This window comes from Phenylobacterium sp., from assembly GCF_035309685.1.
Classification (GTDB): domain Bacteria; phylum Pseudomonadota; class Alphaproteobacteria; order Caulobacterales; family Caulobacteraceae; genus Phenylobacterium.
Window position 1 is genome coordinate 1 of the sequence record NZ_DATGEX010000060.1, and the last position, 18,937, is coordinate 18,937.

At 69.5% G+C, this 18,937-nt stretch carries 24 protein-coding genes and 1 tRNA gene; 5 read left to right on the forward strand and 20 right to left on the reverse strand.

Going from position 1 to position 18,937, the window contains the following annotated elements:
• The 3 genes from VKQ35_RS18180 to VKQ35_RS18190 form a co-directional block, all read right to left on the reverse strand.
• Window positions 1-125 (reverse strand): uL13 family ribosomal protein (locus VKQ35_RS18180; protein ID WP_324364182.1); only part of this gene is annotated, 125 nt, incomplete at its 3' end.
• Between the two features lie 166 nt (window positions 126-291).
• Window positions 292-915: a cytochrome P460 family protein gene (locus VKQ35_RS18185; protein WP_324364132.1), complete on the reverse strand. Its 624-nt coding sequence runs from the start codon at window positions 913-915 to the stop codon at window positions 292-294.
• A 94-nt stretch (window positions 916-1,009) separates the two neighbouring features.
• Complete coding sequence (locus VKQ35_RS18190; protein WP_324364133.1) at window positions 1,010-2,041, reverse strand: COX15/CtaA family protein; 1,032 nt, start codon at window positions 2,039-2,041, stop codon at window positions 1,010-1,012.
• 88 nt (window positions 2,042-2,129) lie between these two features.
• Here VKQ35_RS18190 and VKQ35_RS18195 point away from each other — a divergent pair, with 88 nt between their 5' ends.
• Window positions 2,130-2,333 (forward strand): DUF2842 domain-containing protein, encoded by a 204-nt coding sequence (locus tag VKQ35_RS18195; RefSeq protein WP_324364134.1) that lies wholly within the window; start codon window positions 2,130-2,132, stop codon window positions 2,331-2,333.
• A gap of 61 nt (window positions 2,334-2,394) precedes the next feature.
• Window positions 2,395-2,471, forward strand: a tRNA-Pro gene (locus VKQ35_RS18200).
• Between the two features lie 29 nt (window positions 2,472-2,500).
• Here the strand turns inward: VKQ35_RS18200 and VKQ35_RS18205 are convergent.
• The 6 genes from VKQ35_RS18205 to VKQ35_RS18230 all read right to left on the reverse strand — a co-directional run bounded on the left by VKQ35_RS18205 (window position 2,501) and on the right by VKQ35_RS18230 (window position 6,598).
• Window positions 2,501-2,899 (reverse strand): MerR family transcriptional regulator, encoded by a 399-nt coding sequence (locus tag VKQ35_RS18205; RefSeq protein WP_324364135.1) that lies wholly within the window; start codon window positions 2,897-2,899, stop codon window positions 2,501-2,503.
• Between the two features lie 28 nt (window positions 2,900-2,927).
• Window positions 2,928-3,230, reverse strand: coding sequence for an integration host factor subunit alpha (locus VKQ35_RS18210; protein ID WP_324364183.1), 303 nt, complete (start codon window positions 3,228-3,230; stop codon window positions 2,928-2,930).
• 94 nt (window positions 3,231-3,324) lie between these two features.
• Complete coding sequence (locus VKQ35_RS18215; RefSeq protein ID WP_324364136.1) at window positions 3,325-4,305, reverse strand: beta-ketoacyl-ACP synthase III; 981 nt, start codon at window positions 4,303-4,305, stop codon at window positions 3,325-3,327.
• The gene (gene plsX / locus VKQ35_RS18220) at window positions 4,302-5,414 is read right to left on the reverse strand and encodes a phosphate acyltransferase PlsX (RefSeq protein ID WP_324364137.1); all 1,113 of its coding nucleotides are present in this window, start codon (window positions 5,412-5,414) and stop codon (window positions 4,302-4,304) included. Before plsX ends, VKQ35_RS18215 begins: the two co-directional genes overlap by 4 nt.
• Window positions 5,415-5,522: 108 nt before the next feature.
• Window positions 5,523-6,056, reverse strand: coding sequence for a DUF177 domain-containing protein (locus VKQ35_RS18225; RefSeq protein WP_324364138.1), 534 nt, complete (start codon window positions 6,054-6,056; stop codon window positions 5,523-5,525).
• Entirely contained in the window at window positions 6,053-6,598 is a 546-nt protein-coding gene (locus tag VKQ35_RS18230) for a ubiquinol-cytochrome C chaperone family protein (protein ID WP_324364139.1), read from the reverse strand. The genes VKQ35_RS18225 and VKQ35_RS18230 overlap by 4 nt, the downstream gene beginning before the upstream one ends.
• A 130-nt stretch (window positions 6,599-6,728) precedes the next feature.
• On the opposite strand from VKQ35_RS18230, the gene VKQ35_RS18235 reads away from it, so the two are divergent.
• Window positions 6,729-7,232, forward strand: a complete 504-nt coding sequence (locus tag VKQ35_RS18235) for an outer membrane protein assembly factor BamE (protein WP_324364140.1) — start codon at window positions 6,729-6,731, stop codon at window positions 7,230-7,232.
• A gap of 215 nt (window positions 7,233-7,447) precedes the next feature.
• On the opposite strand, the gene VKQ35_RS18240 is transcribed toward VKQ35_RS18235, so the two are convergent.
• Both VKQ35_RS18240 and VKQ35_RS18245 read right to left on the reverse strand, forming a co-directional pair.
• Complete coding sequence (locus VKQ35_RS18240) at window positions 7,448-9,580, reverse strand: sodium-translocating pyrophosphatase (RefSeq protein ID WP_324364141.1); 2,133 nt, start codon at window positions 9,578-9,580, stop codon at window positions 7,448-7,450.
• A 198-nt stretch (window positions 9,581-9,778) separates the two neighbouring features.
• Window positions 9,779-10,219 carry a hypothetical protein gene (locus tag VKQ35_RS18245; RefSeq protein WP_324364142.1) on the reverse strand — a complete coding sequence of 147 codons (441 nt, stop codon included), beginning with the start codon at window positions 10,217-10,219 and terminating at the stop codon, window positions 9,779-9,781.
• A 99-nt stretch (window positions 10,220-10,318) separates the two neighbouring features.
• Here VKQ35_RS18245 and VKQ35_RS18250 point away from each other — a divergent pair, with 99 nt between their 5' ends.
• Together VKQ35_RS18250 and VKQ35_RS18255 are read left to right on the forward strand one after the other, a co-directional pair.
• On the forward strand, window positions 10,319-11,290 hold the full coding sequence (locus tag VKQ35_RS18250; RefSeq protein ID WP_324364143.1) for a retroviral-like aspartic protease family protein: 972 nt from the start codon (window positions 10,319-10,321) through the stop codon (window positions 11,288-11,290).
• A gap of 54 nt (window positions 11,291-11,344) precedes the next feature.
• The gene (locus VKQ35_RS18255) at window positions 11,345-11,839 is read left to right on the forward strand and encodes a hypothetical protein (protein ID WP_324364144.1); all 495 of its coding nucleotides are present in this window, start codon (window positions 11,345-11,347) and stop codon (window positions 11,837-11,839) included.
• Here the strand turns inward: VKQ35_RS18255 and VKQ35_RS18260 are convergent.
• The 9 genes from VKQ35_RS18260 to nrdR form a co-directional block, all read right to left on the reverse strand.
• Window positions 11,836-13,650: a DEAD/DEAH box helicase gene (locus VKQ35_RS18260; RefSeq protein WP_324364145.1), complete on the reverse strand. Its 1,815-nt coding sequence runs from the start codon at window positions 13,648-13,650 to the stop codon at window positions 11,836-11,838. The genes VKQ35_RS18255 and VKQ35_RS18260 overlap by 4 nt on opposite strands.
• An 89-nt stretch (window positions 13,651-13,739) precedes the next feature.
• Window positions 13,740-14,243, reverse strand: a complete 504-nt coding sequence (locus VKQ35_RS18265; protein WP_324364146.1) for an isoprenylcysteine carboxyl methyltransferase family protein — start codon at window positions 14,241-14,243, stop codon at window positions 13,740-13,742.
• Window positions 14,240-15,289 (reverse strand): hypothetical protein, encoded by a 1,050-nt coding sequence (locus VKQ35_RS18270; RefSeq protein WP_324364147.1) that lies wholly within the window; start codon window positions 15,287-15,289, stop codon window positions 14,240-14,242. The genes VKQ35_RS18265 and VKQ35_RS18270 overlap by 4 nt, the downstream gene beginning before the upstream one ends.
• 60 nt (window positions 15,290-15,349) lie before the next feature.
• The gene (gene thiL / locus VKQ35_RS18275) at window positions 15,350-16,306 is read right to left on the reverse strand and encodes a thiamine-phosphate kinase (RefSeq protein WP_324364148.1); all 957 of its coding nucleotides are present in this window, start codon (window positions 16,304-16,306) and stop codon (window positions 15,350-15,352) included.
• Complete coding sequence (gene nusB, locus VKQ35_RS18280; RefSeq protein WP_324364149.1) at window positions 16,293-16,748, reverse strand: transcription antitermination factor NusB; 456 nt, start codon at window positions 16,746-16,748, stop codon at window positions 16,293-16,295. Before nusB ends, thiL begins: the two co-directional genes overlap by 14 nt.
• A 1-nt stretch (window position 16,749) precedes the next feature.
• The gene (locus tag VKQ35_RS18285; protein ID WP_324364150.1) at window positions 16,750-17,193 is read right to left on the reverse strand and encodes a 6,7-dimethyl-8-ribityllumazine synthase; all 444 of its coding nucleotides are present in this window, start codon (window positions 17,191-17,193) and stop codon (window positions 16,750-16,752) included.
• Window positions 17,194-17,224: 31 nt separating this feature from the next.
• Window positions 17,225-17,815 carry a riboflavin synthase gene (locus VKQ35_RS18290; RefSeq protein WP_324364151.1) on the reverse strand — a complete coding sequence of 197 codons (591 nt, stop codon included), beginning with the start codon at window positions 17,813-17,815 and terminating at the stop codon, window positions 17,225-17,227.
• Entirely contained in the window at window positions 17,816-18,460 is a 645-nt protein-coding gene (locus tag VKQ35_RS18295; protein ID WP_324364152.1) for a RibD family protein, read from the reverse strand.
• A 2-nt stretch (window positions 18,461-18,462) separates the two neighbouring features.
• Window positions 18,463-18,930: a transcriptional regulator NrdR gene (nrdR, locus tag VKQ35_RS18300; protein ID WP_324364153.1), complete on the reverse strand. Its 468-nt coding sequence runs from the start codon at window positions 18,928-18,930 to the stop codon at window positions 18,463-18,465.
• Between the last annotated feature and the right edge of the window lie 7 nt (window positions 18,931-18,937).

Sequence of the window (18,937 nt, forward strand, 5' to 3'; positions counted from 1 at the left end):
TGCTTGCCGCGAAGACGGTTGGCGATGAAGGTCGCGAGGCGGCCGACCACGGCGTTCTCGGCGTCGATCACGATCCACTTCTTCTCGACCTCGGCGGGCTTCAGCGAAGCCGTGGTCTTCATCATGGGAAACTCATCCGGATCTTGGGCGGCGACAAAGGGGTCTCCGCGTGAGCCGGCGCATATGCCGACAATGCCGGACGCTGTCAACTCGCGCGGCGCGATTTATATCTAGATCGTTGAAAATAAGAACTTTTCTTGATACGGTAGTATAATACCGTCTGGGTCACCCCTACTTCGCCTTGGAGGCCGCCGCCTCTTCCGCCAGATAGGCGGCGCTGTAGGTTTTCATCTGCGCCGCCTTCTCCTGCAGCGTCGGGTAGAACTGCACGAAGGTGGTGTCCACCGCGCCGTGCTGCTCGTGGCAAACGTTGCATTGCGAGGTCTGCGGCAGCGCCGCGCCGGGCGTGTCGCCGTTCAGCGGGAAGAAGGCCCAGCCGCTCTTGAAGCGCGCGGTATCCTTCACGTGCGCCTCGCGGCCCATCACCAGCGGCGCCTGGTACAGGCCGTTCTTGTTGATCGAGCCCCGCTGCTGGCCCATGCGGGCCTCCAGGACAAAGATCGTCTTGTCGGGCCAGGTCCCGGTCTTCTGGTAGGCCGCGTAGGCCTCGCGGTTGACGAAGACGTTGTCGAACATGTGGTGGTCGGCCGCGCCAGGGGCGTCGCTGTAGGACATGTCCATGCCGCTGGAGAGATAGATCCAGGACCGGTAGTCCTTCGGCGGGATCAGCTTGCCGTCGGGCGTGTAGCTCACGGCGGGCGCGGCCGGCTGGGCCTGCGAAACCGCCGCGGCGGCGAGACCGCCGGCCAGCGCGATGGCCAGGACGGCGGCGAAGGTGCGGATCTGGGGCGTCATCGGGGCGTCTCCGGCCAAGCTGGGCTTACACAGGGTTCTGGCCTGAGCCGCACCCAGCCGCAATGACGGGTTTCCCGCGATTCCTGCCGCGCCGTCAGACCCGCCGCACCCGCCAGGCGAAGGCGGTGGCCAGGCAGAGGGTGAGCGCCGCCATCAGCTGGTGGGCCACGCCCAGGCCGAGCGGCACGCGCGCCATCAGGGTGGCGACGCCCAGCAGGGCCTGCACGACCACGGCGCCCGCGACGATCGCGCCCAGCGCCTTGGCCGGCGCCGCCAGATAGGCGGAGCGCCAGGCGGCGGCGCCCAGGCCCACGGCCACGATCAGCAGCAGGTAGGCGACCAGCCTGTGATGCAGCTGCACAGCGCCCTGGCTGTGCGCCAGCGTCGCCCACAGGCTCGGCCCCGCGTAGTCGCCCGGCAGCAGATGGCCCGCGAACAGCGGCCAGTCGTTGTAGACCAGCCCCGCCTGGTTGCCGGCCACCAGGGCGCCCAGCAGGATCTGGACATAGATCAGGCCCAGCAATCCCAGCGCTCGGCCGCCCCAAGGGCTCGGCAGGGTCTGGCGCGCCCAGCCGGCCCAGGCGTCCAGCGCGGTCCAGACCAGCGCGGCCAATAGCGCGAAGGCCAGGCCCAGGTGGATCATCAGCCGCTCGGGGGCGACCGAGACCCGGGTCACCAGCCCGCTCGCCACCATCCACCAGCCGACCAGCCCCTGCAGGCCGCCCAGCAGGAAGAGTCCGCCCAGGCGCCAGAACAGCCGGCGCGGGATCTCGCGGCGGACCGCGAACCACAGGAAGGGAACAAGGAACGCCACGCCCAAGAGACGCCCCAGCAAACGGTGCGACCACTCCCACCAGTAGATGAAGCGGAACTGGTCCAGCGTCATGGTCGGATTGACGAAGCGGAACTGCGGGATCGCCTGGTAGCGCGCGAACTCCGCCTGCCAGTCGGCGAGGCTGAGCGGCGGCAGGGCGCCGGTGATCGGCTTCCACTGGGTGATCGACAGGCCCGAACCGGTCAGCCGCGTCGTCCCGCCCAGCACCACCATGCCCAGCACCAGCACGGCGACGGTGAGCAGCCAGATCGCCACGGCGCGCGAACGGTCGGAACGCAGGAACGAGGTCATCGGCGCGCCCTACCCCGGAAAGCCGGCGCCGTCCACTTAACGCCTGTCCATGCTTCCGCCGGACCCGGTCAGCGGCTAAGCAGCGCCCATGTCCCCGCGCCTGCGCAAGCTCATCGGCCTCTTCGGCGTCCTGGCCTTCCTGCTGGCCTACATCGTCCTGGTCGCCGACATCGCGCCGCACGTGCCGACCCACGGCCCGCTGCAGTTCGCCTTCTACGCCCTGGCCGGCGTGTGCTGGGGGATTCCGATCCTGCCGCTGCTGAGCTGGATGAACCGGGCGCCGCGCGCCTAGCTCAAATTAGCGTTTGCCCCCATCGGAGAAGCCGCTAGAAGACCCGCTCGCCGCGAGGCGTCGGAGCGTAGCGCAGCCTGGTAGCGCACTTGACTGGGGGTCAAGGGGTCGCAGGTTCAAATCCTGTCGCTCCGACCATTCGCCGGCGAGACTTCCCCCTTAGAGTCTCACTTCAGAAGCGCGTCGAGCCGCTGCTTGGCGGCCTCCAGGGCGCGCAGGGCGTCGTAGAGGCCATCGCGTCCCGCGGCGGGCGCTGCAGGCGATGATGCCGCGCCCTGCGCCGGCGCCGGCCCGGCCTCGCCCCCAGCGCTGACCAGCCGGCGCAGACCTTCCTCGCGGTGCAGCCGCTGGACGCCCTTGATGGTGTAGCCCTCGTCGTGCAGCAGGCGCCTGACGCCACGCAGGACCGCGATGTCGGAGGGGCGATAGAACCGGCGCCCGCCGGCCCGCTTCATCGGCCGGATGAAGGCGAACTTGGTTTCCCAGAACCGCAGGACATGTTGCGGCACGTGAAGCTCGTCCGCCGCTTCGGAGATTGTCCGAAAGGCTTCCGGCCCCTTGGCCACGGCCTAGGCCGTCCTCACAGCGCCGCCGTCATCGGGCCAGCGCGTTGTCGACGCGCGCCTTCATGACCTGGGAGGCGCGGAAACCAATCACCCGGCGCGGCTCGATGGCGGCCGGTTCGCCGGTCTTGGGATTGCGCCCCATGCGCGCGCGCTTGGCCCGTACCTGGAAGACGCCGAAGCCGGAAAGCTTGACCTGCTGACCCTTCTCCAGGGCCACGGCCATCAGTTCGAGGACGCGTTCGACCAGTTCGCCGCAATCCTGGCGCGTCAGACCCACTTCCTCATGGACCGCTTCGCAGAGGTCCGCCCGCGTAACCGTCGCGCCCTTCATGCTCACTCGTGCCCCCATAGCGACGCCACCAACGTGCCTTGATTGTCCCATCGCGTCAAAGACTTCAAGCGTCAGATTGCCGACTTTGCTTAACCTAGAGCCGAAGGACGCAGGCGCCCCAGGTCAGGCCGCCGCCCATAGCTTCCAGAAGCAGCATCTGGCCGGGCTGGATGCGCCCATCGCGCACGCCCTGGTCCAGGGCGAGCGGAATCGACGCCGCCGAGGTGTTGGCGTGCTGATCCAGCGTCGTGATGACCTTGGCCTCGTCGATGCCGACCCGCTTGGCGACCCCTTGCAGGATGCGCAGGTTGGCCTGGTGCGGCACGAACCAGTCGACGCTGGCCACCTCGATGCCGGCGTCGGCGGCGGCGGCGGTGATCGCCTCGGAAATGTTGACGACCGCGTGGCGGAACACCTGGTTGCCCTGCATGCGCAGCTTGCCGACCTGGCCGTTGGTCGACGGCCCGCCATCGACGAACAGCAGCTCCTGCTTGGTGCCGTCGGCGCGCAGCGCGAAGCCCAGCAGGCCGCGGTCGGCGGTGGTCCCCTCGCCTTCCTGCGGCTCCAGCACCACCGCGCCGGCTCCGTCGCCGAACAGCACGCAGGTGCCGCGGTCGCTCCAGTCCATCAGCCGAGTCATGGTCTCGGCGCCGATCACCAGGGCGACCTTGGACCGGTTGCGGGCCACGAAGCCGTCGGCGACCGAGAGCGCGTAGACGAAGCCCGAGCACACCGCCTGGACGTCGAAGGCGATGCCTACGGGACAGCCCAGCTTGCGCTGCACGATGGTGGCGGCCGCCGGAAAGGTCAGGTCCGGGGTGGTGGTGGCCACGATGATCAGGTCGACCTCGTCCGGCGTGCGGCCGGCGGCGGCGAGCGCGCGGCGCGCGGCCTCCACGGCGAGGTCGGAGACCGGCTCGTCGTCGCGGACCTGGTGTCGCTGGCGGATGCCGGTGCGCTCGACGATCCACTCATCCGAGGTGTCGACGAACTTCGCCAGGTCGTCGTTGGTCACCACCCGCTCAGGCAGATAGCCGCCGACGCCGGTCACCACACTCCGCAGCACGCTCGTCACTCGCTGGCTCCTTGGGCGGCTCCCTCAGAGCCCCCAGAAGCTGGGGTTTCGGTCGGGAGCGCCTCAATCGTCGGCGCAGGCGCAGGTTCGGCGAGCGCATCGGGGAGCCGTCTCATATTCCTTTCGATCTCGGCGGAGAAGTCGCTCCGCGCCAAATCGGCGGCCAATCTGATGGCCATGGCGAAATCCCGGTCGCTGGCGCCGCCGTGGCACTTCACCACGATGCCGTTCAGGCCCAGCAGCGGCGCGGCCGGCGTCGGCGAGAGCCGCTCGCGGAACTTGAGCAGCGCCGGGCGCGCCAGCATGTAGCCCAGGCTGGCGAACACGCCCGAGGCGAAGGCGCTGCGCAGCTCGGCGATCATGAACCCCGCCGCGCCCTCCATGGCCTTCAACGCCACGTTGCCGGTGAAGCCATCGGTGACGACCACGTCCACCGCGCCGTGGGTGATGTCGTCGCCCTCCACGAAGCCGCGGTAGTCGAGATCGATCTTGCCCTCGCGAAGGATGCGGTTGGCCTCGCGGACCTCCTCATGGCCCTTCATCTCCTCGGACCCGACGTTCAGCAGGCCGACAGTTGGCTTTGACAACCCATGGGCGGCGCGGTGATAGGCCTCGCCCATGATGGCGAACTCGACGAGCCGCTCGGCGTCGCAGTCGATGTTGGCGCCCGCGTCCAGCAAGGTGGTCGGGCCCCTAGGCGTCGGGATGCTGGTGACCAACGCCGGCCGCTCCAGGTCGCCGGTCATCCGTAGGATCAGCTTGGAGATCGCCACCAGAGCGCCGGTGTTGCCGGCAGAGACCGCCGCGGTGGCCTGGCCTTCGCGGATCGCCTCGACCGCGGCCCACATCGAGGTGCCCTTGCCGCGGCGGAGCGCCTGGGCGGGCTTTTCGTCCATGGCGATGACGCGCTCGGCGTGGCGGATCTCGACGCGCCGGGCGGCGTCGCGGTGCTTGGCCAGCGCCGCGGTCAGCACCGCTTCGTCGCCATGCAGGAGGAAGCGGACATCCTCCGGCAGCGAGGCGAGCGCGCGGACCAGCGCCGGTATGACCACGGGCGGTCCGTGGTCTCCGCCCATGGCGTCGATGGAAATCACCAGTGGTTGGGTCAAGACGGCGCTTTGGTCCTTCGACGGGTCCCGCCGGATTCGCCCGGGACGATAGCGTCCTGCCCCGCCAAAGCAAACAAGCCCCGGCAAAGCAAACAAGCCCTCAGGCGTTCATGTCTCCTCGCCCCTCAGTTTCTTGAGCACCGCGAAGGGCGAATCCGGTTCCTGCGGCGGCGTATAGTCGAACTCGACGCCCGGTTTGCGGGCGAAGGGGTCGATTTCCAGGGCCAGATGCTCGACCACATAGCCGGCCAGGTCGATGGCGTCGCCCTCCAGCACATCCGGCGGATCGGGCGCTTCGGGGTCGTAGTCCACCTCGCCGCCGGTGGGCTCCGGAGCCTGCGGGCTGCCGGCCGGGACGGCGCGGACCTCGATCCCGCCGCTGAGCGGATGTTCGAACGGGTCCAGCGAGACGGCGCAGAGCTGTTCGACCACGGCGTCGAAGCGGCCGGTGATCTCCACGCCCTCCATCCACGGCTTCACGGTCAATTGTGCGGTGAGCGCCGGCAGGCCCTGCAGATCGAGCGCCTTGGCGATCCCGGCGCGCTGGGCCTCGTCCGGCTCCAGGCGCACGGTGACCGCGCCGCGGGCGACCTCGTGCAGCCGAAGCGGCGTGGTCCAGGACGATGTGGCAGGCGGGCTCATAGAGGTTTCCAGGCGACCTGGCCGGCGGCCAGCACCTCGATCGGCTGCGAGGCCAACGCCGCGCGCTGCGCCAACACATAGGCGGTCAGCCTGGGCGCCGACGCGGGGTCGGTCTCGGCATAGACGGTGCGGACGATCAGCGCCTGCAGCGGCGCCTCGTCCGGCAGGGCGGTGAAGGCGGCCTCATAGGACTTGCCCCGGCCGTAGAAGGCCTCGCCCAACTTGCGCATCTTGCGCCCCACCGAGAGGTCGCCGACGCCCAGTTCCCGCAGCGCGTGATCGAGGTCCTTCAAATAGGCGTCGAACAAGGCCTGCGAGACATCGGTCGCCGCCGCGCCCCACGCCTGGCCATCGGGGCCCCGCAGACGATCCAGCAGGAGCACCACGTGCAGGCTGTAGATCTCGAATCGACCCTCGGCGGTGTCCGGCGCGCCCAGGTCGGCATAGAGGCCGCTCGTGCGCGATTGCTCGACCGCCCGGGCGTAGAGCGCACGGCCGGCCGCCTGCGCGGCGCGGGGTCGGAACAGTCGGTCCAGCAGCATGACGCCTCGATTTCGCCCGATCCGTTCCATAAAGCCGCATTGAACTAAGGGGCGAGCGACGATAGGTCAAAGCCCCAGGACAGCCGTCCGATCAAACCCACTGGCGCACAGAGCAGGTTCCAAGCTTCCGATGACCGCACGAACCGCCTTCGCCGCCCTGGCCGCCACCCTGCTGATCCCGGCCGCCGCCGGCCTATCGGCCTGCGCCCCGGTCACCAACTATTCCGGCTTCCAGGCCATCGAGTCCGACCCGAAGGACGTGAAGATCGGCACCGACACCAAGTCGACGGTCCGCACCCGCCTGGGCTCGCCCTCGGCGACGGGCGCCTTCGACACCAACACCTGGATCTACATGAACCAGCTGAAGTCCCGCGTGGCCTTCAAGAAGCCCGAGGTGATCGCACGCAACGTGACGCAGATCACCTTCAACAAGGACTCCGAGCTGGTGGAGAGCGTCAACAGCCTGACGCTGAAGGACGGCAAGGTCGTGGCCTTCAACGGCCGCGAGACGCCCACCCGTGGCCGCGAGCTGACCATCCTCGAACAGATCCTCGGTAACGTCGGCCGCGGCGGCTTCCTGCCCAACCAGGACGAAGGCGTCCCCGGCAACCGCCCCGGCGACCGGCGGAATTAGAATCATCCCTCCTCTTTAGGGGAGGGACAGATCGCGAAGCGATCAGGGTGGGGGACTCGCGTTCAAGCGCGGACTCAGCACGCCGGCCCACCCTTCCCCACCCGTCTCGGCTTCGCCTCGCCACCCTCCCCTAAAGAGGAGGGATGACTCCCAGAATCAAAAACGCCCCGGAGATCGCTCTCCGGGGCGCTTCTGTCTCGGCCTAAGCCGATCGCCTAGTGGATCACGCCGTGGGCCAGGACCGCCAGCAGCAGCAGGGCCACGATGTTGGTGATCTTGATCATCGGGTTCACCGCGGGACCCGAGGTGTCCTTGTAGGGGTCGCCGACGGTGTCGCCGGTCACGGCCGCCTTGTGGGCTTCCGAACCCTTGCCGCCGTAGTGGCCTTCCTCGATCAGCTTCTTGGCGTTGTCCCAGGCGCCGCCGCCCGAGGTCATCGAGATGGCGACGAAGAGGCCCGTGACGATCACGCCCATCAGCATGGCGCCGACGGACGCGAAGGCGTCGACCTTGCCGGCGATGGCGCGGATCACGAAGAACAGCACGATGGGCGAGAGCACCGGCAGCAGCGAGGGGACGATCATTTCCTTGATCGCCGCCTGGGTCAGGATGGCCACGGCGCGGCCGTACTCCGGCTTCACCTCGCCGGTCATGATCCCGGGGTTCTCACGGAACTGGCGGCGGACTTCCTCCACCACCGATTCCGCGGCGCGGCCCACAGCGGTCATGCTGAGGCCGCCGAACAGGAAGGGCAGCAGGCCCCCGAACAGCAGGCCGACCACGACGTAGGGGTTGGAGAGGTCGAAGGCCACCGGGCCCAGCTGGTCGAAGAAGCTGCCCGGCGCGGCGGTCGCGGCGAAGAACTTCAGGTCCTGGGTGTAGCAGGCGAACAGCACCAGGGCGCCGAGACCGGCGGAGCCGATCGCATAGCCCTTGGTCACCGCCTTGGTGGTGTTGCCGACCGCATCGAGCGCGTCGGTGGTGACGCGCACTTCCGGCGGCAGGCCGGCCATTTCGGCGATGCCGCCGGCGTTGTCCGTCACCGGTCCGAAGGCGTCCAGCGCCACGATGAAGCCGGCCAGCGACAGCATCGAGGTGGTGGCGATGGCGATGCCGAACAGGCCCGCCAGGTTATAGGTGACGATGATGCCGACGATGATCGTCAGCGCCGGCAGGGCGGTGGATTCCAGCGACATGGCCAAGCCCTGGATCACGTTGGTGCCGTGACCGGAGACGGACGCCTTGGCCACCGACTTCACCGGACGGAAGCCCGTGCCGGTGTAGTATTCGGTGATCACCACGATGGCGGCGGTGACCACCAGGCCGGCGATCCCGCACCAGAACAGGCTCATGGCGTCGAAGGACTTGTCCCCCACCGTCAGCGTGGTGGTGACCAACTTGGTCATCACCCAGTAGATCGCGCCCACCGACAGCACGCCGGTGACGATCAGGCCCTGGTAGAGGGCCCCCATGATGTTGTTGTTCTTGCCCAGACGCACGGCGAAGGTGCCGATGATCGAGGTGACGATGCAGACGCCGCAGATGGCCAGCGGCAGCAGCATCATGTTGGTGACGACCTCGGTCCCGGCGCTGGCGAAGAAGATCGCCGCCAGCACCATGGTGGCGACCGTGGTCACCGCGTAGGTCTCGAACAGGTCCGCGGCCATGCCGGCGCAGTCGCCGACGTTGTCGCCCACGTTGTCGGCGATGGTCGCGGCGTTGCGGGGGTCGTCTTCCGGAATGCCGGCCTCGACCTTGCCCACCATGTCGCCGCCGACGTCGGCGCCCTTGGTGAAGATGCCGCCGCCGAGACGCGCGAAGATCGAGATCAGCGAGGCGCCGAAGCCCAGCGCGACCATGGAGTCGACCACTTCGCGGCTGGTGTTCTCATGGCCCAGCGGGCCTGTGAGCAGGGCGAAGTAGCCGGCCACGCCGATCAGCGCGAAGCCCGCCACCAGCATGCCGGTGATGGCGCCCGAGCGGAACGCCAGCGACAGGCCCTTGGCCAGGCCTTCCGACGCCGCCTGCGCGGTCCGCACATTGGCGCGGACCGAGATCAGCATGCCGACGAAGCCCGCCGCGCCCGACAGCACCGCGCCGATGGCGAAGCCCGCTGCGGCCAGCGGACCGATGAGGAAGAAGACCGCGATCAGGATGACCACGCCCACCACGCCGATCGCGGTGTACTGCTTGTTCAGATAGGCCTGCGCACCCTCTTGGATGGCGGCGGCGATTTCCTGCATCTTCGCATTGCCGGGCGAGGCCCGGAGCAGCGAAGCGGTCTGCACGGCGCCGTACAGCACGGCCAGCAGGCCGGCCCCGATCACCAGCATCAAGATAGAACTCATGTCGTGCGCACCCCTTTACGATCGCGCGGAGGGGGATCGATCGCCGCGCGATGCGCACGGCCCCGGCTCGCTCCCAGCCCCATTTTTCCCCAAATGTTCAGGGCGCGCTCTCATAGCGCCCCGAACGAGAGGGCGGAAAGTGCCAAAGTTGGCCCGCGCACGCAACCTGCGCCTCGGGCGGCCTCCCAGGGTGCGTGCTTACGGCGTCTCCGGCGGCGCGGGACGCGGTGGCATCACATGCTTCTGCGGGGTCTGCGAGGTGACCACCACCGACGCCACGATGCCCGGTCCGGCGATGGCGCTGGCGTCGCGGGTCATCGCGGCGATCAGCTTGGCTTCGTCCAGCTTCTGCCAGTCGGTGGCGACCACGAAGGGGGTCTTGTGCCCGTCGCGCACCAGGGCGTCGCGGAAGGCTGGCTCCTTGTCGCGCACCTTGGTCACGTCGGCGCTGGGCCGCAGGTTCACCCGCACATAGACGAAGACATAGTTCACCAGCCGCCCGTCGACGACGATCGGCAGGCCCACCGGCTGCAGGTCGACGTACTGGCCGACCTCCTTGGGCTTCTTGTCGTCGGCCGCATGGCCCGGCCCGGCGAGGGCCAGCAGGGGCGCGGCGAGAATCAGCAGGCGCTTGAACATGACCGCGAGCTTGCGCCTGCCGGGTTGCCGGAAGGTTGAGGGGCGAACGCGACCGCCAAGATGCTAAGCTGAAAGAGAAGACCCGGAGGATTCCGCGCCATGCGTCTTAGCCGCCGTCAGGCCGCCGCGGGTTTGATCGCCCTGGGAAGCGCCGCGACGCCGCTCGACCGCGCCTTTGCACAGACGCCGACGCCGCCGGCGTCGGCCGAGGAGACGCCGACCGAACTTGGGACCGGCCGCGACGGCTTCGAGCACATGCTGGCGCCGGTGACGGTCAACGGTCAGGGGCCGTTCCAATTCCTCATGGACACCGGGGCCAACACCTCCTGCATCTCCCGCGACCTCGCCCAGCGCCTGGCGCTCGCCGCGACCGAACCGGCGCGGGTGCATACGGTGGTCGGCGTGCGCGAGCGGCCGGGCGTCCTGATCGAAAAGCTGCAGGTGGGCGAGCGTAGCCGCCGCTCGGTGCGCGCGGCCTCCCTCCCCCTGGAAGCGGGGCTGGACGGGGTGCTCGGCGTCGACTGGCTGAAGGGCCAGCGGCTGGAGCTGGGCTTCAAGACCAGGAGCCTGTCGATCACCCGCTCGCACAGTGACGTCTCGCGCGAAGGCGTGGCGGTTGTGCCGGCGCGGCGCAGCGACGGCCAGCTGACCATCGTCGACGCCGATCTTTCCGGCCGGCGCATCAGCGCCATGATCGATTCCGGGTCGCAGATGACCATCTGCAACAGCGCGCTGAGGGCGCTGGTTTCCGACTTCAACCGCCACACCCAGCGCGACGACACCTACCGGCGCGTGAACCTGGAGACCGTGATCGGCGAGTCCTTCTCGGGCGAGCTGATCTACCTGCCGTTCCTGCGGCTGGGCGGGCTGCAGCTGGGCAATGTGCCGACGGTCTGGGCCGACATGCACGTCTTCGAACTCTGGGGCCTGAAGGAAACGCCCGCCCTCGTGATCGGCATGGACCTGCTCACCCAGTTCGACACCGTCTCCCTGGACTTCGGCCGCTCCCAGGTGCGCTTCGACCTGTCACAGGCGCAGCTGAACCCGGCGAGCGCGCCGCGGCCGGCCTAGCCAAGGCCCGGCGAGTCCGCCTACCGTCGCCGCCAGTGAACCGCTGGGGGCGGCATGGACATCCACAAACCCAAAAGCTCTTCGACATCCCGCCGTTGTTTCGCCCCCGCGCTGGCGGTGCTGGGCCTGCTGGCGGCGGCGGCTCCGGCCTGGGCGGCGGATGCGCCCGACCGCTCGCAGCAGCAGGCCGCCTTCCAAGGCTACACCAACGCCTGGCAAGCGACCTCCGACGGCGCGCGTCAGCAGCTCCTGAAGGACGCCCTGGCGCCCGGCATGACCTACCAGGACGCCTCGGTCCGCGCCGAGGGCGTCGCCGGCGTCGACGCCATGATCGCCCGGTTCCAGCATCAGAGCCCCGGCGTCGGCCTGCGCCTCGACGATCAGCTGCTTTGGGCCGATCACGGCCTGGCCAGATGGTCGATGACCGATCCCAAGGGCGGGCTGATCATGCACGGCTACGATGTTGTGACCTACGACGCAGCCGGCCGCATCAAGAGCATCGTCGGCTTCTTCGACATTCCTGGGCAGCGGCAGGCGGCCGCGCGCTAGCTGGGCGCGTTGGGCTTCCGCTTCGGCTTGCCCCCGGGCTTTCTCACGAACTTGCCCGCTGGCGGGGGCCTCGGCCCATTGGGGCGCGGCGAGATCTGCGGCCGCGGTCCTGTGTGCGGCGGACGGTCGGGGCGCGGCCCGCGCGGACGGTCGGCGGCCGGCGGGGCGGCGGCGGGCTCGATGCGGATATCGCCCTCGGCCGCGCCCTTCACCGCCTGGCGGAAGCGGGCTTCCGTCTCGGCGATGATTTCGAACTTGGTCTCGCGGTCGAAGATGCGGATCTGGCCGATGTCCTTCTTGGTGACATGGCCCAGACGGCAGATCAGCGGGATCAGCCACTTGGGGTCGGCGTTGTTCTGCCGCCCGATCGGCATGCGGAACCACTCGGCGCCGACGCTTTCCGGACGGGGCTCGCGGGACGGACCGGGGCCCTCCCGCATCGGATCGTAGTTCGTGCCGCCACGCTGCGGCCGGGCCGAAGGGATGGTCTGGCCGGTCTCGCGGACGTCGTCGAACAGGTCCTCCGGCTCAGGCAGGCGTTGGCGGTGCAGGCGGATAAGCGCGGTCGCCACCAGTTCCGGCGAGCTGTCGGCCAGGATCTTCTGAGCCAGGGCGAGGTCTTCCTCTGACGCCGGTTCGGTCAGGATCGGGTCGGCCAGCAGGCGCTGCTGGTCCTTGGCGCGGATCTCGTCGGCCAGCGGCGGGCCGGACCAGCCGGCGTCGATGCTGGCGCTGTCCAGCAGCCGCTCGGCGAACCGGCGCTTGTTGTAGGGGACGACCAGGACCGAGGTCCCCTTCTTGCCCGCCCGGCCCGTGCGGCCGCTCCGGTGCAGCAGACCGGCCTTGTTGACCGGCAGCTCAGCGTGGATGACCAGACCCAGGTCCGGCAGGTCGAGGCCGCGGGCGGCCACGTCGGTGGCGACACAGGCCCGCGCATGGCCGTCTCGCAGCGCCTGCAAGGCGTCGGACCGCTCCTTCTGGGTCATCTCGCCCGACAGGCCGACGGCGGAGAAGCCGCGTTCGCGCAGCGCACTGTGCAGCCGGCGCACCGCCTCGCGGGTGTTGCAGAACACCAGGGCGCCGGGGCTCTCGAAATAACGCAGCAGATTGACCACGGCGTGCTCGATCTCGCCGGGCGCCACGCGGATCGCGCGATATTCGATGTCGCCGTGCGCCTCGTCGCGGCGCAGGGTGTCGATGCGGGCGGCGTCCTTCTGATAGCGCCGCGCGAGGTTGGCGATCTCCTTGGCGATGGTCGCGGAGAACAGGAGGGTCCGGCGTTCCTTGGGCGTCGAATCGAGGATCTCTTCAAGGTCTTCCCGGAAGCCGAGGTCGAGCATCTCGTCGGCCTCGTCCAGCACCACGACCTCCAGCGCCGAAAGGTCGAGCGCGCCGCGCTCGATATGGTCGCGCAGGCGGCCGGGGGTTCCGACCACCACATGGGCGCCGGCCTGCAGGGCGCGGCGCTCGGCGCGCGGATCCATGCCGCCGACGCAGGTGGCGACGCGGGCCCCGGCCTGGGCGAAAAGCCAGGTGAGTTCGCGGCTGACCTGCAGGGCGAGCTCGCGAGTGGGCGCGATCACCAGGGCGAGCGGCGCCTCGGCGCGCCCGAACCGCTCCGCCTGCCCCAGGATGCCGCGGGCCAGCGCCAGGCCGAACGCCACGGTCTTGCCGGAGCCGGTCTGGGCCGAGACCAGCAGATCGCGATCGTCAGGCTCGCGCAGCACGGCGGCCTGTACGGGCGTCGGTTCGAGATAGCCCTGTTGCTCGAGCGCGCGCTCGAGGGCGGGATGGGTGGCGGGAAACGGCATGGCGATCTTTGGGGAGGTCCTTGGGCCCGCCGGCAAACCGCAGCGGACGCGCCAAAAGCCGCAACATGCTCCACAAAGCAAGTCCAGCGTTAGGTCTGCGTCGACGTGGCGTCCGCAAGAGCGGCGTTCTCGGCGCCGATGCGCAGCCACAGCATCGCGGCGTTCAGGACCGAAAACACTGCCGCATAGCCGGTCAGGCCGAAGACCAACGGCAGCACCGCGATCTCGCCGGCCACGACCGCGTAGTTCGGGTGCGGGATCAGCCGGTAGGGCCCTTTGCGCACCAGGGTCTCGCCCGGGACGACGATGATCCGCGTGGTCCAGCGCCGGCCGATGGAGGTCAGGACCCACACACGCAGAACCTCCAGCAGCGCATAGGCCATGACCCACCAGAGGTTGGCCGGCCGGTTCCAAGCGAGCGTCCAGAGCCCGCCCAGCCAGGCGGCGTGCAGGGCGACCATCAGCGGATAGTGCTCGGCCCCGCGCTCGACGCCGCCCTGCGCCAGCAGCCGCCGCGTGTTGCGCTGGGCGACCACCAGCTCGCCCAGCCGCTGCGCCGTCACCAGGGCCAGGATGGCGATGGAAAGGATCATGCCGCCGCCAGGGTCACCGTGCTGGCCGTGAAACCCGGGCCCAGGGCGGAGAGCACCGTGCGCCTGGGCAGGCCGCGCCGCCGCGCGCGGTCCAGCACGAACAGCGCCGTGGGCGAGGACATGTTGCCGTGGTCGGCCAGCACCTCGCGCTCCAGATCCAGCGCGCCCTGCCCCAGGCCGAAGGCGCCTTCGATCGCCTCGATCACCTTCATCCCGCCCGGATGGCAGAGGAAGCGGTCGACATCGTCCAGGCCCAAGCCCTGGCGCGCCAACATCGACTCCATCGCCGTCTTGATCTCTCTGGAGATGAACGGCGGCAGAGCGCGGGCCAGGACGACGCCCAGGCCGGTGGCGTCCACGCGCCAGCCCATGATGTCCAGCGTGTCGGGCCAGGTGTGCTCGGCGGCGCCGGTAACCTCCGCGAACCCTTCGGCGCCACTCGACAGCACGCAGGCCGCCGCTCCGTCACCGAAGATCGCGGTTGAGATGATGTCGGTCTGGGTCAGGTCCTCCAGCCGAAAGGCCAGCGAGCAGAGTTCGACGCAGACCAGCAGCACGGTCGATCCGGGCTGCGCCCGGGCCAGCCGCGCGGCAAGACTTAAGCCGGTCACGCCGCCCGCGCAGCCCACGCCGAACACGGGAACCCGCGCCGCGTCGCTCCGAAAGCCTATCCGGGTCACGGCGCGGGCCTCGAGGCTCGGCGTCGAGATGCCGGTCGTCGAGACGGTGACGATGGTGTCGATGTCGCCGCCGGTCAGGCCCGCCTCCGCCAGCGCCGCCGTCGCCGCTTCGCAGAACAGGTCCAGCGCCACCTCATCATAGACCTGGGCGCGGTCGGGCCAGGTGCGCGGTTTGAGATACCAGTCGATCGGCCTCGCCATCTGGCGGGCGCGGACGCCGGCGTGGTGGAACACCGGCGTCATCCGCTCGAACGCCGGGAAACGGGCGCTGAAGATCTGGGTCGCGGCCTCGACCACGTCATCCTGATCGAGAACGTTCGGCGGCGTGGCGGTGGCGAGGGACAGCAGATGTACGGCGGCGGTCATGGCGGTCTCTGCGGTTAAGGTCCCGCTCCCGCAACCCTCAGTCCTGATTGAGGTTCCGCCTCAGACGTGCCGCCAGCCTTTATGTACGGCGTCAAGTTTCGAGGGGCCCGCGAAGACCTCGATTTCAGAACCCGCGACGACCTCGCCGATGGCCGTGAAACCTTCTGGCGCGGGACCGCCTACCGTGCAGACGACCTCGTAGTCGTCGCCGCTGGCCGCCAGGCGCAGGAGGGCTGCATTGCGGTCGGGCTGCGCATCCAGCCAAAGACGCCCGGCTTTCGACACCGGCAGCCTGTGGAGATCGAGCCGCATCCCGACCCCGCTCGCCTCGCCGATATGGCCCGCGTCGGCGATCAGTCCGTCGGACACGTCCGCCGCGGCGGTGGCCCGGTCGCGCAGGGTCTCGCGCAGGTCCAGACGCGGCGTCGGCAGGCGATAGCGCCCAGCGAGCCAGCCGTCCGCGTCGTCGATCTCGCCCTGAACCGCCGCCAGCCCCAGCGCCCCGTCGCCGATCGTGCCGCTGACCGCCACGGTGTCCCCGACCCGCGCGCCGGCGCGCCGCACCATCCGCCCTTCCGGGACCCAGCCCAGGGCGGTCAGGCTCGCCGTGAACGGCCCCGGCGTCGAGACGGTGTCGCCGCCCAGCAGGGCGACGCCGAACGCCTTCAGGTCCTCGCCCAGGCCCCGCGCGAAGGCCGCGCGGTCCGCGGCGCTGAACCCCTTGGGCCAGGCCACCGCCAGGAAGCAGCCGAACGGCTCGGCCGCCTTGGCCGCCAGGTCGGAGAGGTTCACGCGCACCAGTTTGCGGGCGATCAGGTCCGGCGCCTCGCCAACCGGGAAATGCACGCCACCCACGATGGCGTCCTTGGTGACCACCAGGTCGAAGCCCGGCCGCTGCGGCACGACAGCCGCGTCATCCATCAGGTCGAACGCGCCCGCCGCCCCGCCGGTCAGCGGGCGGAACAGCCGCGCGATTTCGGAGAATTCATCCTCACCTGGCGGCTTAGCGTCGGGCATCCTGCGCCACCGCGTCCAGGGCGCCGTTCACGAACCCCGGTTCCGGCCCTTCGAAGAAGGATTTGGCGAGCTCGACATATTCGTCGATCACCACCTCGACCGGCACGTCGGGCCGATGGATCAGCTCATAGGCGCCGGCCCGCAGGATCGCGCGCGCCGTGGCGTCGAGGCGGTCGAGCCGCCAGCCGGTGGCAAGCTTCTTGGCGACCGCCGCGTCCACCGCCTTCTGATGCTCCACGACGCCGCGCACCAGGTCGGCGAAGAAGGCCTCGTCGGCGGTGGCCAGCGGCGCGTCGTCTTCCTCGGCGCTGCGGTCGAAGCGGTGCTCGGCGAATTCGCGGATCACCGCTTCCGCGCCCACGCTGGAGACCTCCATCTGATAGAGCGCCTGGACGGCCGCCAGCCGCGCGACGGAACGGGCCTGCTTGGGGGGAACGCTCACCCTAGAGGCCGATCAGCAATTGCTGGCGTAGCGCGATCATCGTCAGGGCCGCACGCGCCGCGCCGCCGCCCTTGTCGCCTTCGCTGGCCCGCGCCCGCGCCCAGGCCTGCGCCTCGTCCTCGACCGTCAGGATGCCGTTGCCCAGGCAAAGCATCTTGTTGACCGAGAGATCCATCAGGCCGCGCGCCGATTCATTGGCGACGATTTCAAAATGATAGGTCTCGCCGCGGATCACCGTCCCCAGCGCCACATAGCCGTCGTAGCGGCCGCCCTCCTCGGCGAGGGCGATCGCCGCCGGGATCTCCAGCGCGCCCGGCACCGTCACCACGTCATAGGCGGCCCCGAACGCCTCAAGCGCATCCTGCGCGCCCTTCAGCAGCTCGTCGGCCAGGTCGGAATAGAACCGCGCCTCGACGATCAGGATGCGGACTTGGTCTTCACTCATCGAGAGGCCCTTCAGCGTGTGTGGCGCAGCCTTAGGCCGTTTCTTGAAAGCGCGCGAGATAGCGCGCCAGCATGTCGATCTCCAGGTTCACGCGCGACCCGGCCTTCAGCTCACCCAGAGTCGTCACGTCCCAGGTGTGCGGGATCAGGTTCACGCCGAAGACGTCGTCCTCCACCTCGTTGACCGTCAGCGACACGCCCTCGACCGTGATCGACCCCTTCGGCGCGATGAACCGGTGCAGTGGCCGCGGCGCCCGGATCCGCACCCGGTGCGAGCCGCCTTCGCTCGCCACCGACAGCACCTCGCCGATCCCGTCCACGTGGCCGGAGACAATGTGGCCGCCGAGCTCGTCGCCCACGCGGGCGGCGCGCTCCAGATTGATCCGCCGCCCCTCCCGCCAGCCGTCCAGCGTGGTCAGCGACAGGGTCTCGCCCGAAACCTCCACCGCGAACCAGTCCGGGCCCTTCTCGACCACCGTCAGGCAGCAGCCCGCGTGGCTGATTGAGGCGCCGATGTCGATCGTCGCGAGGTCGAACGCCGTCTCGATCTCGAACCGGCGGTCGCGGTTGGTCTCGCGCACGCTGCGTACACGCCCCACATCGGTGACGATTCCCGTGAACATTCAGCCCCTCGCGTAGCGTTCCCAGAGGTCGTCGCCGACCTCGCGGGTTTCCGTGCGCCGGAAATGGGGCGCCTGCGCCAAGGCCGCAACCGCCAAGGCGCCGACGCCCGGCCGCCCCTCGCCGCCGATCAGGATCGGGGCCCGGAACCATTCCAGCCTGTCGACCAGGCCGCAACGCAGGAAGCTCGCCGCCACCTGGCCGCCGCCCTCGACGAACAGCCGATGCAGGCCTTCCGCCGCCAGGCTCTCGACGACCGTCTTCAGCTCCGGCCGGTCTTCGCCAACCGCGCGCACGGTCAACACCCGCACGCCGGCCGCCACCAGGGCTGCATCCGGCTCGCCGGTCGCGACGACAAAGGTCGGAATCTCGCGCGCGGTTCTTGCAAGTTTGCCGTCGGGCGGCAGGCGCTGGCGGCTGTCCAGAACCACCCGCGCCGGCTGGGCGCCGGCATATCCCGGCAGCCGAACCGTCAGCTCCGGATCGTCGGCGAGCGCCGTCTCGATGCCGACGAGCACCGCATCGTGCTCGGCGCGCAGGCAATGCACCGCCTCCCGCGCCTTCGCCCCGGTGATCCAGCGGCTCTCGCCGCCCGCCGTGGCGATACGGCCGTCCAGCGACGTGGCGAGCTTCAGGGTGACCGCCACGCCTAGTCCTCGGCGACCTCGGTCAGCCCCTCCTCGCCCAGGAACTTGGCGAAGTCCTCGGTTTCGCGGAAGTCGCGGTAGACGGAGGCGTAGCGGACATAGGCCACGTCATCGAGCGCCTTCAGTTGCTTCATCACCAGCTCGCCCACGGCCGACGACGGCAGCTCCGTCTCGCCCATGCTCTCCAGCTGCCGCACGATCGAGGAGATCATCCGCTCCACCCGCTCCGGATCGATCGGCCGCTTGCGGATCGCCACCGAGATCGAGCGGGCGAGCTTGTCGCGCTCGAAGGGCGTGCGACGGCCCGACCGCTTCAGGATGGTCAGTTCGCGCAGCTGCACGCGCTCGAAGGTGGTGAAGCGGCCACCGCATTCGGGACAGAGCCGGCGACGGCGAATAGCCGCGCCGTCTTCCGACGGACGGCTGTCCTTCACCTGGCTTTCGGCGTGACCGCAGAACGGACAGCGCATGATCTAG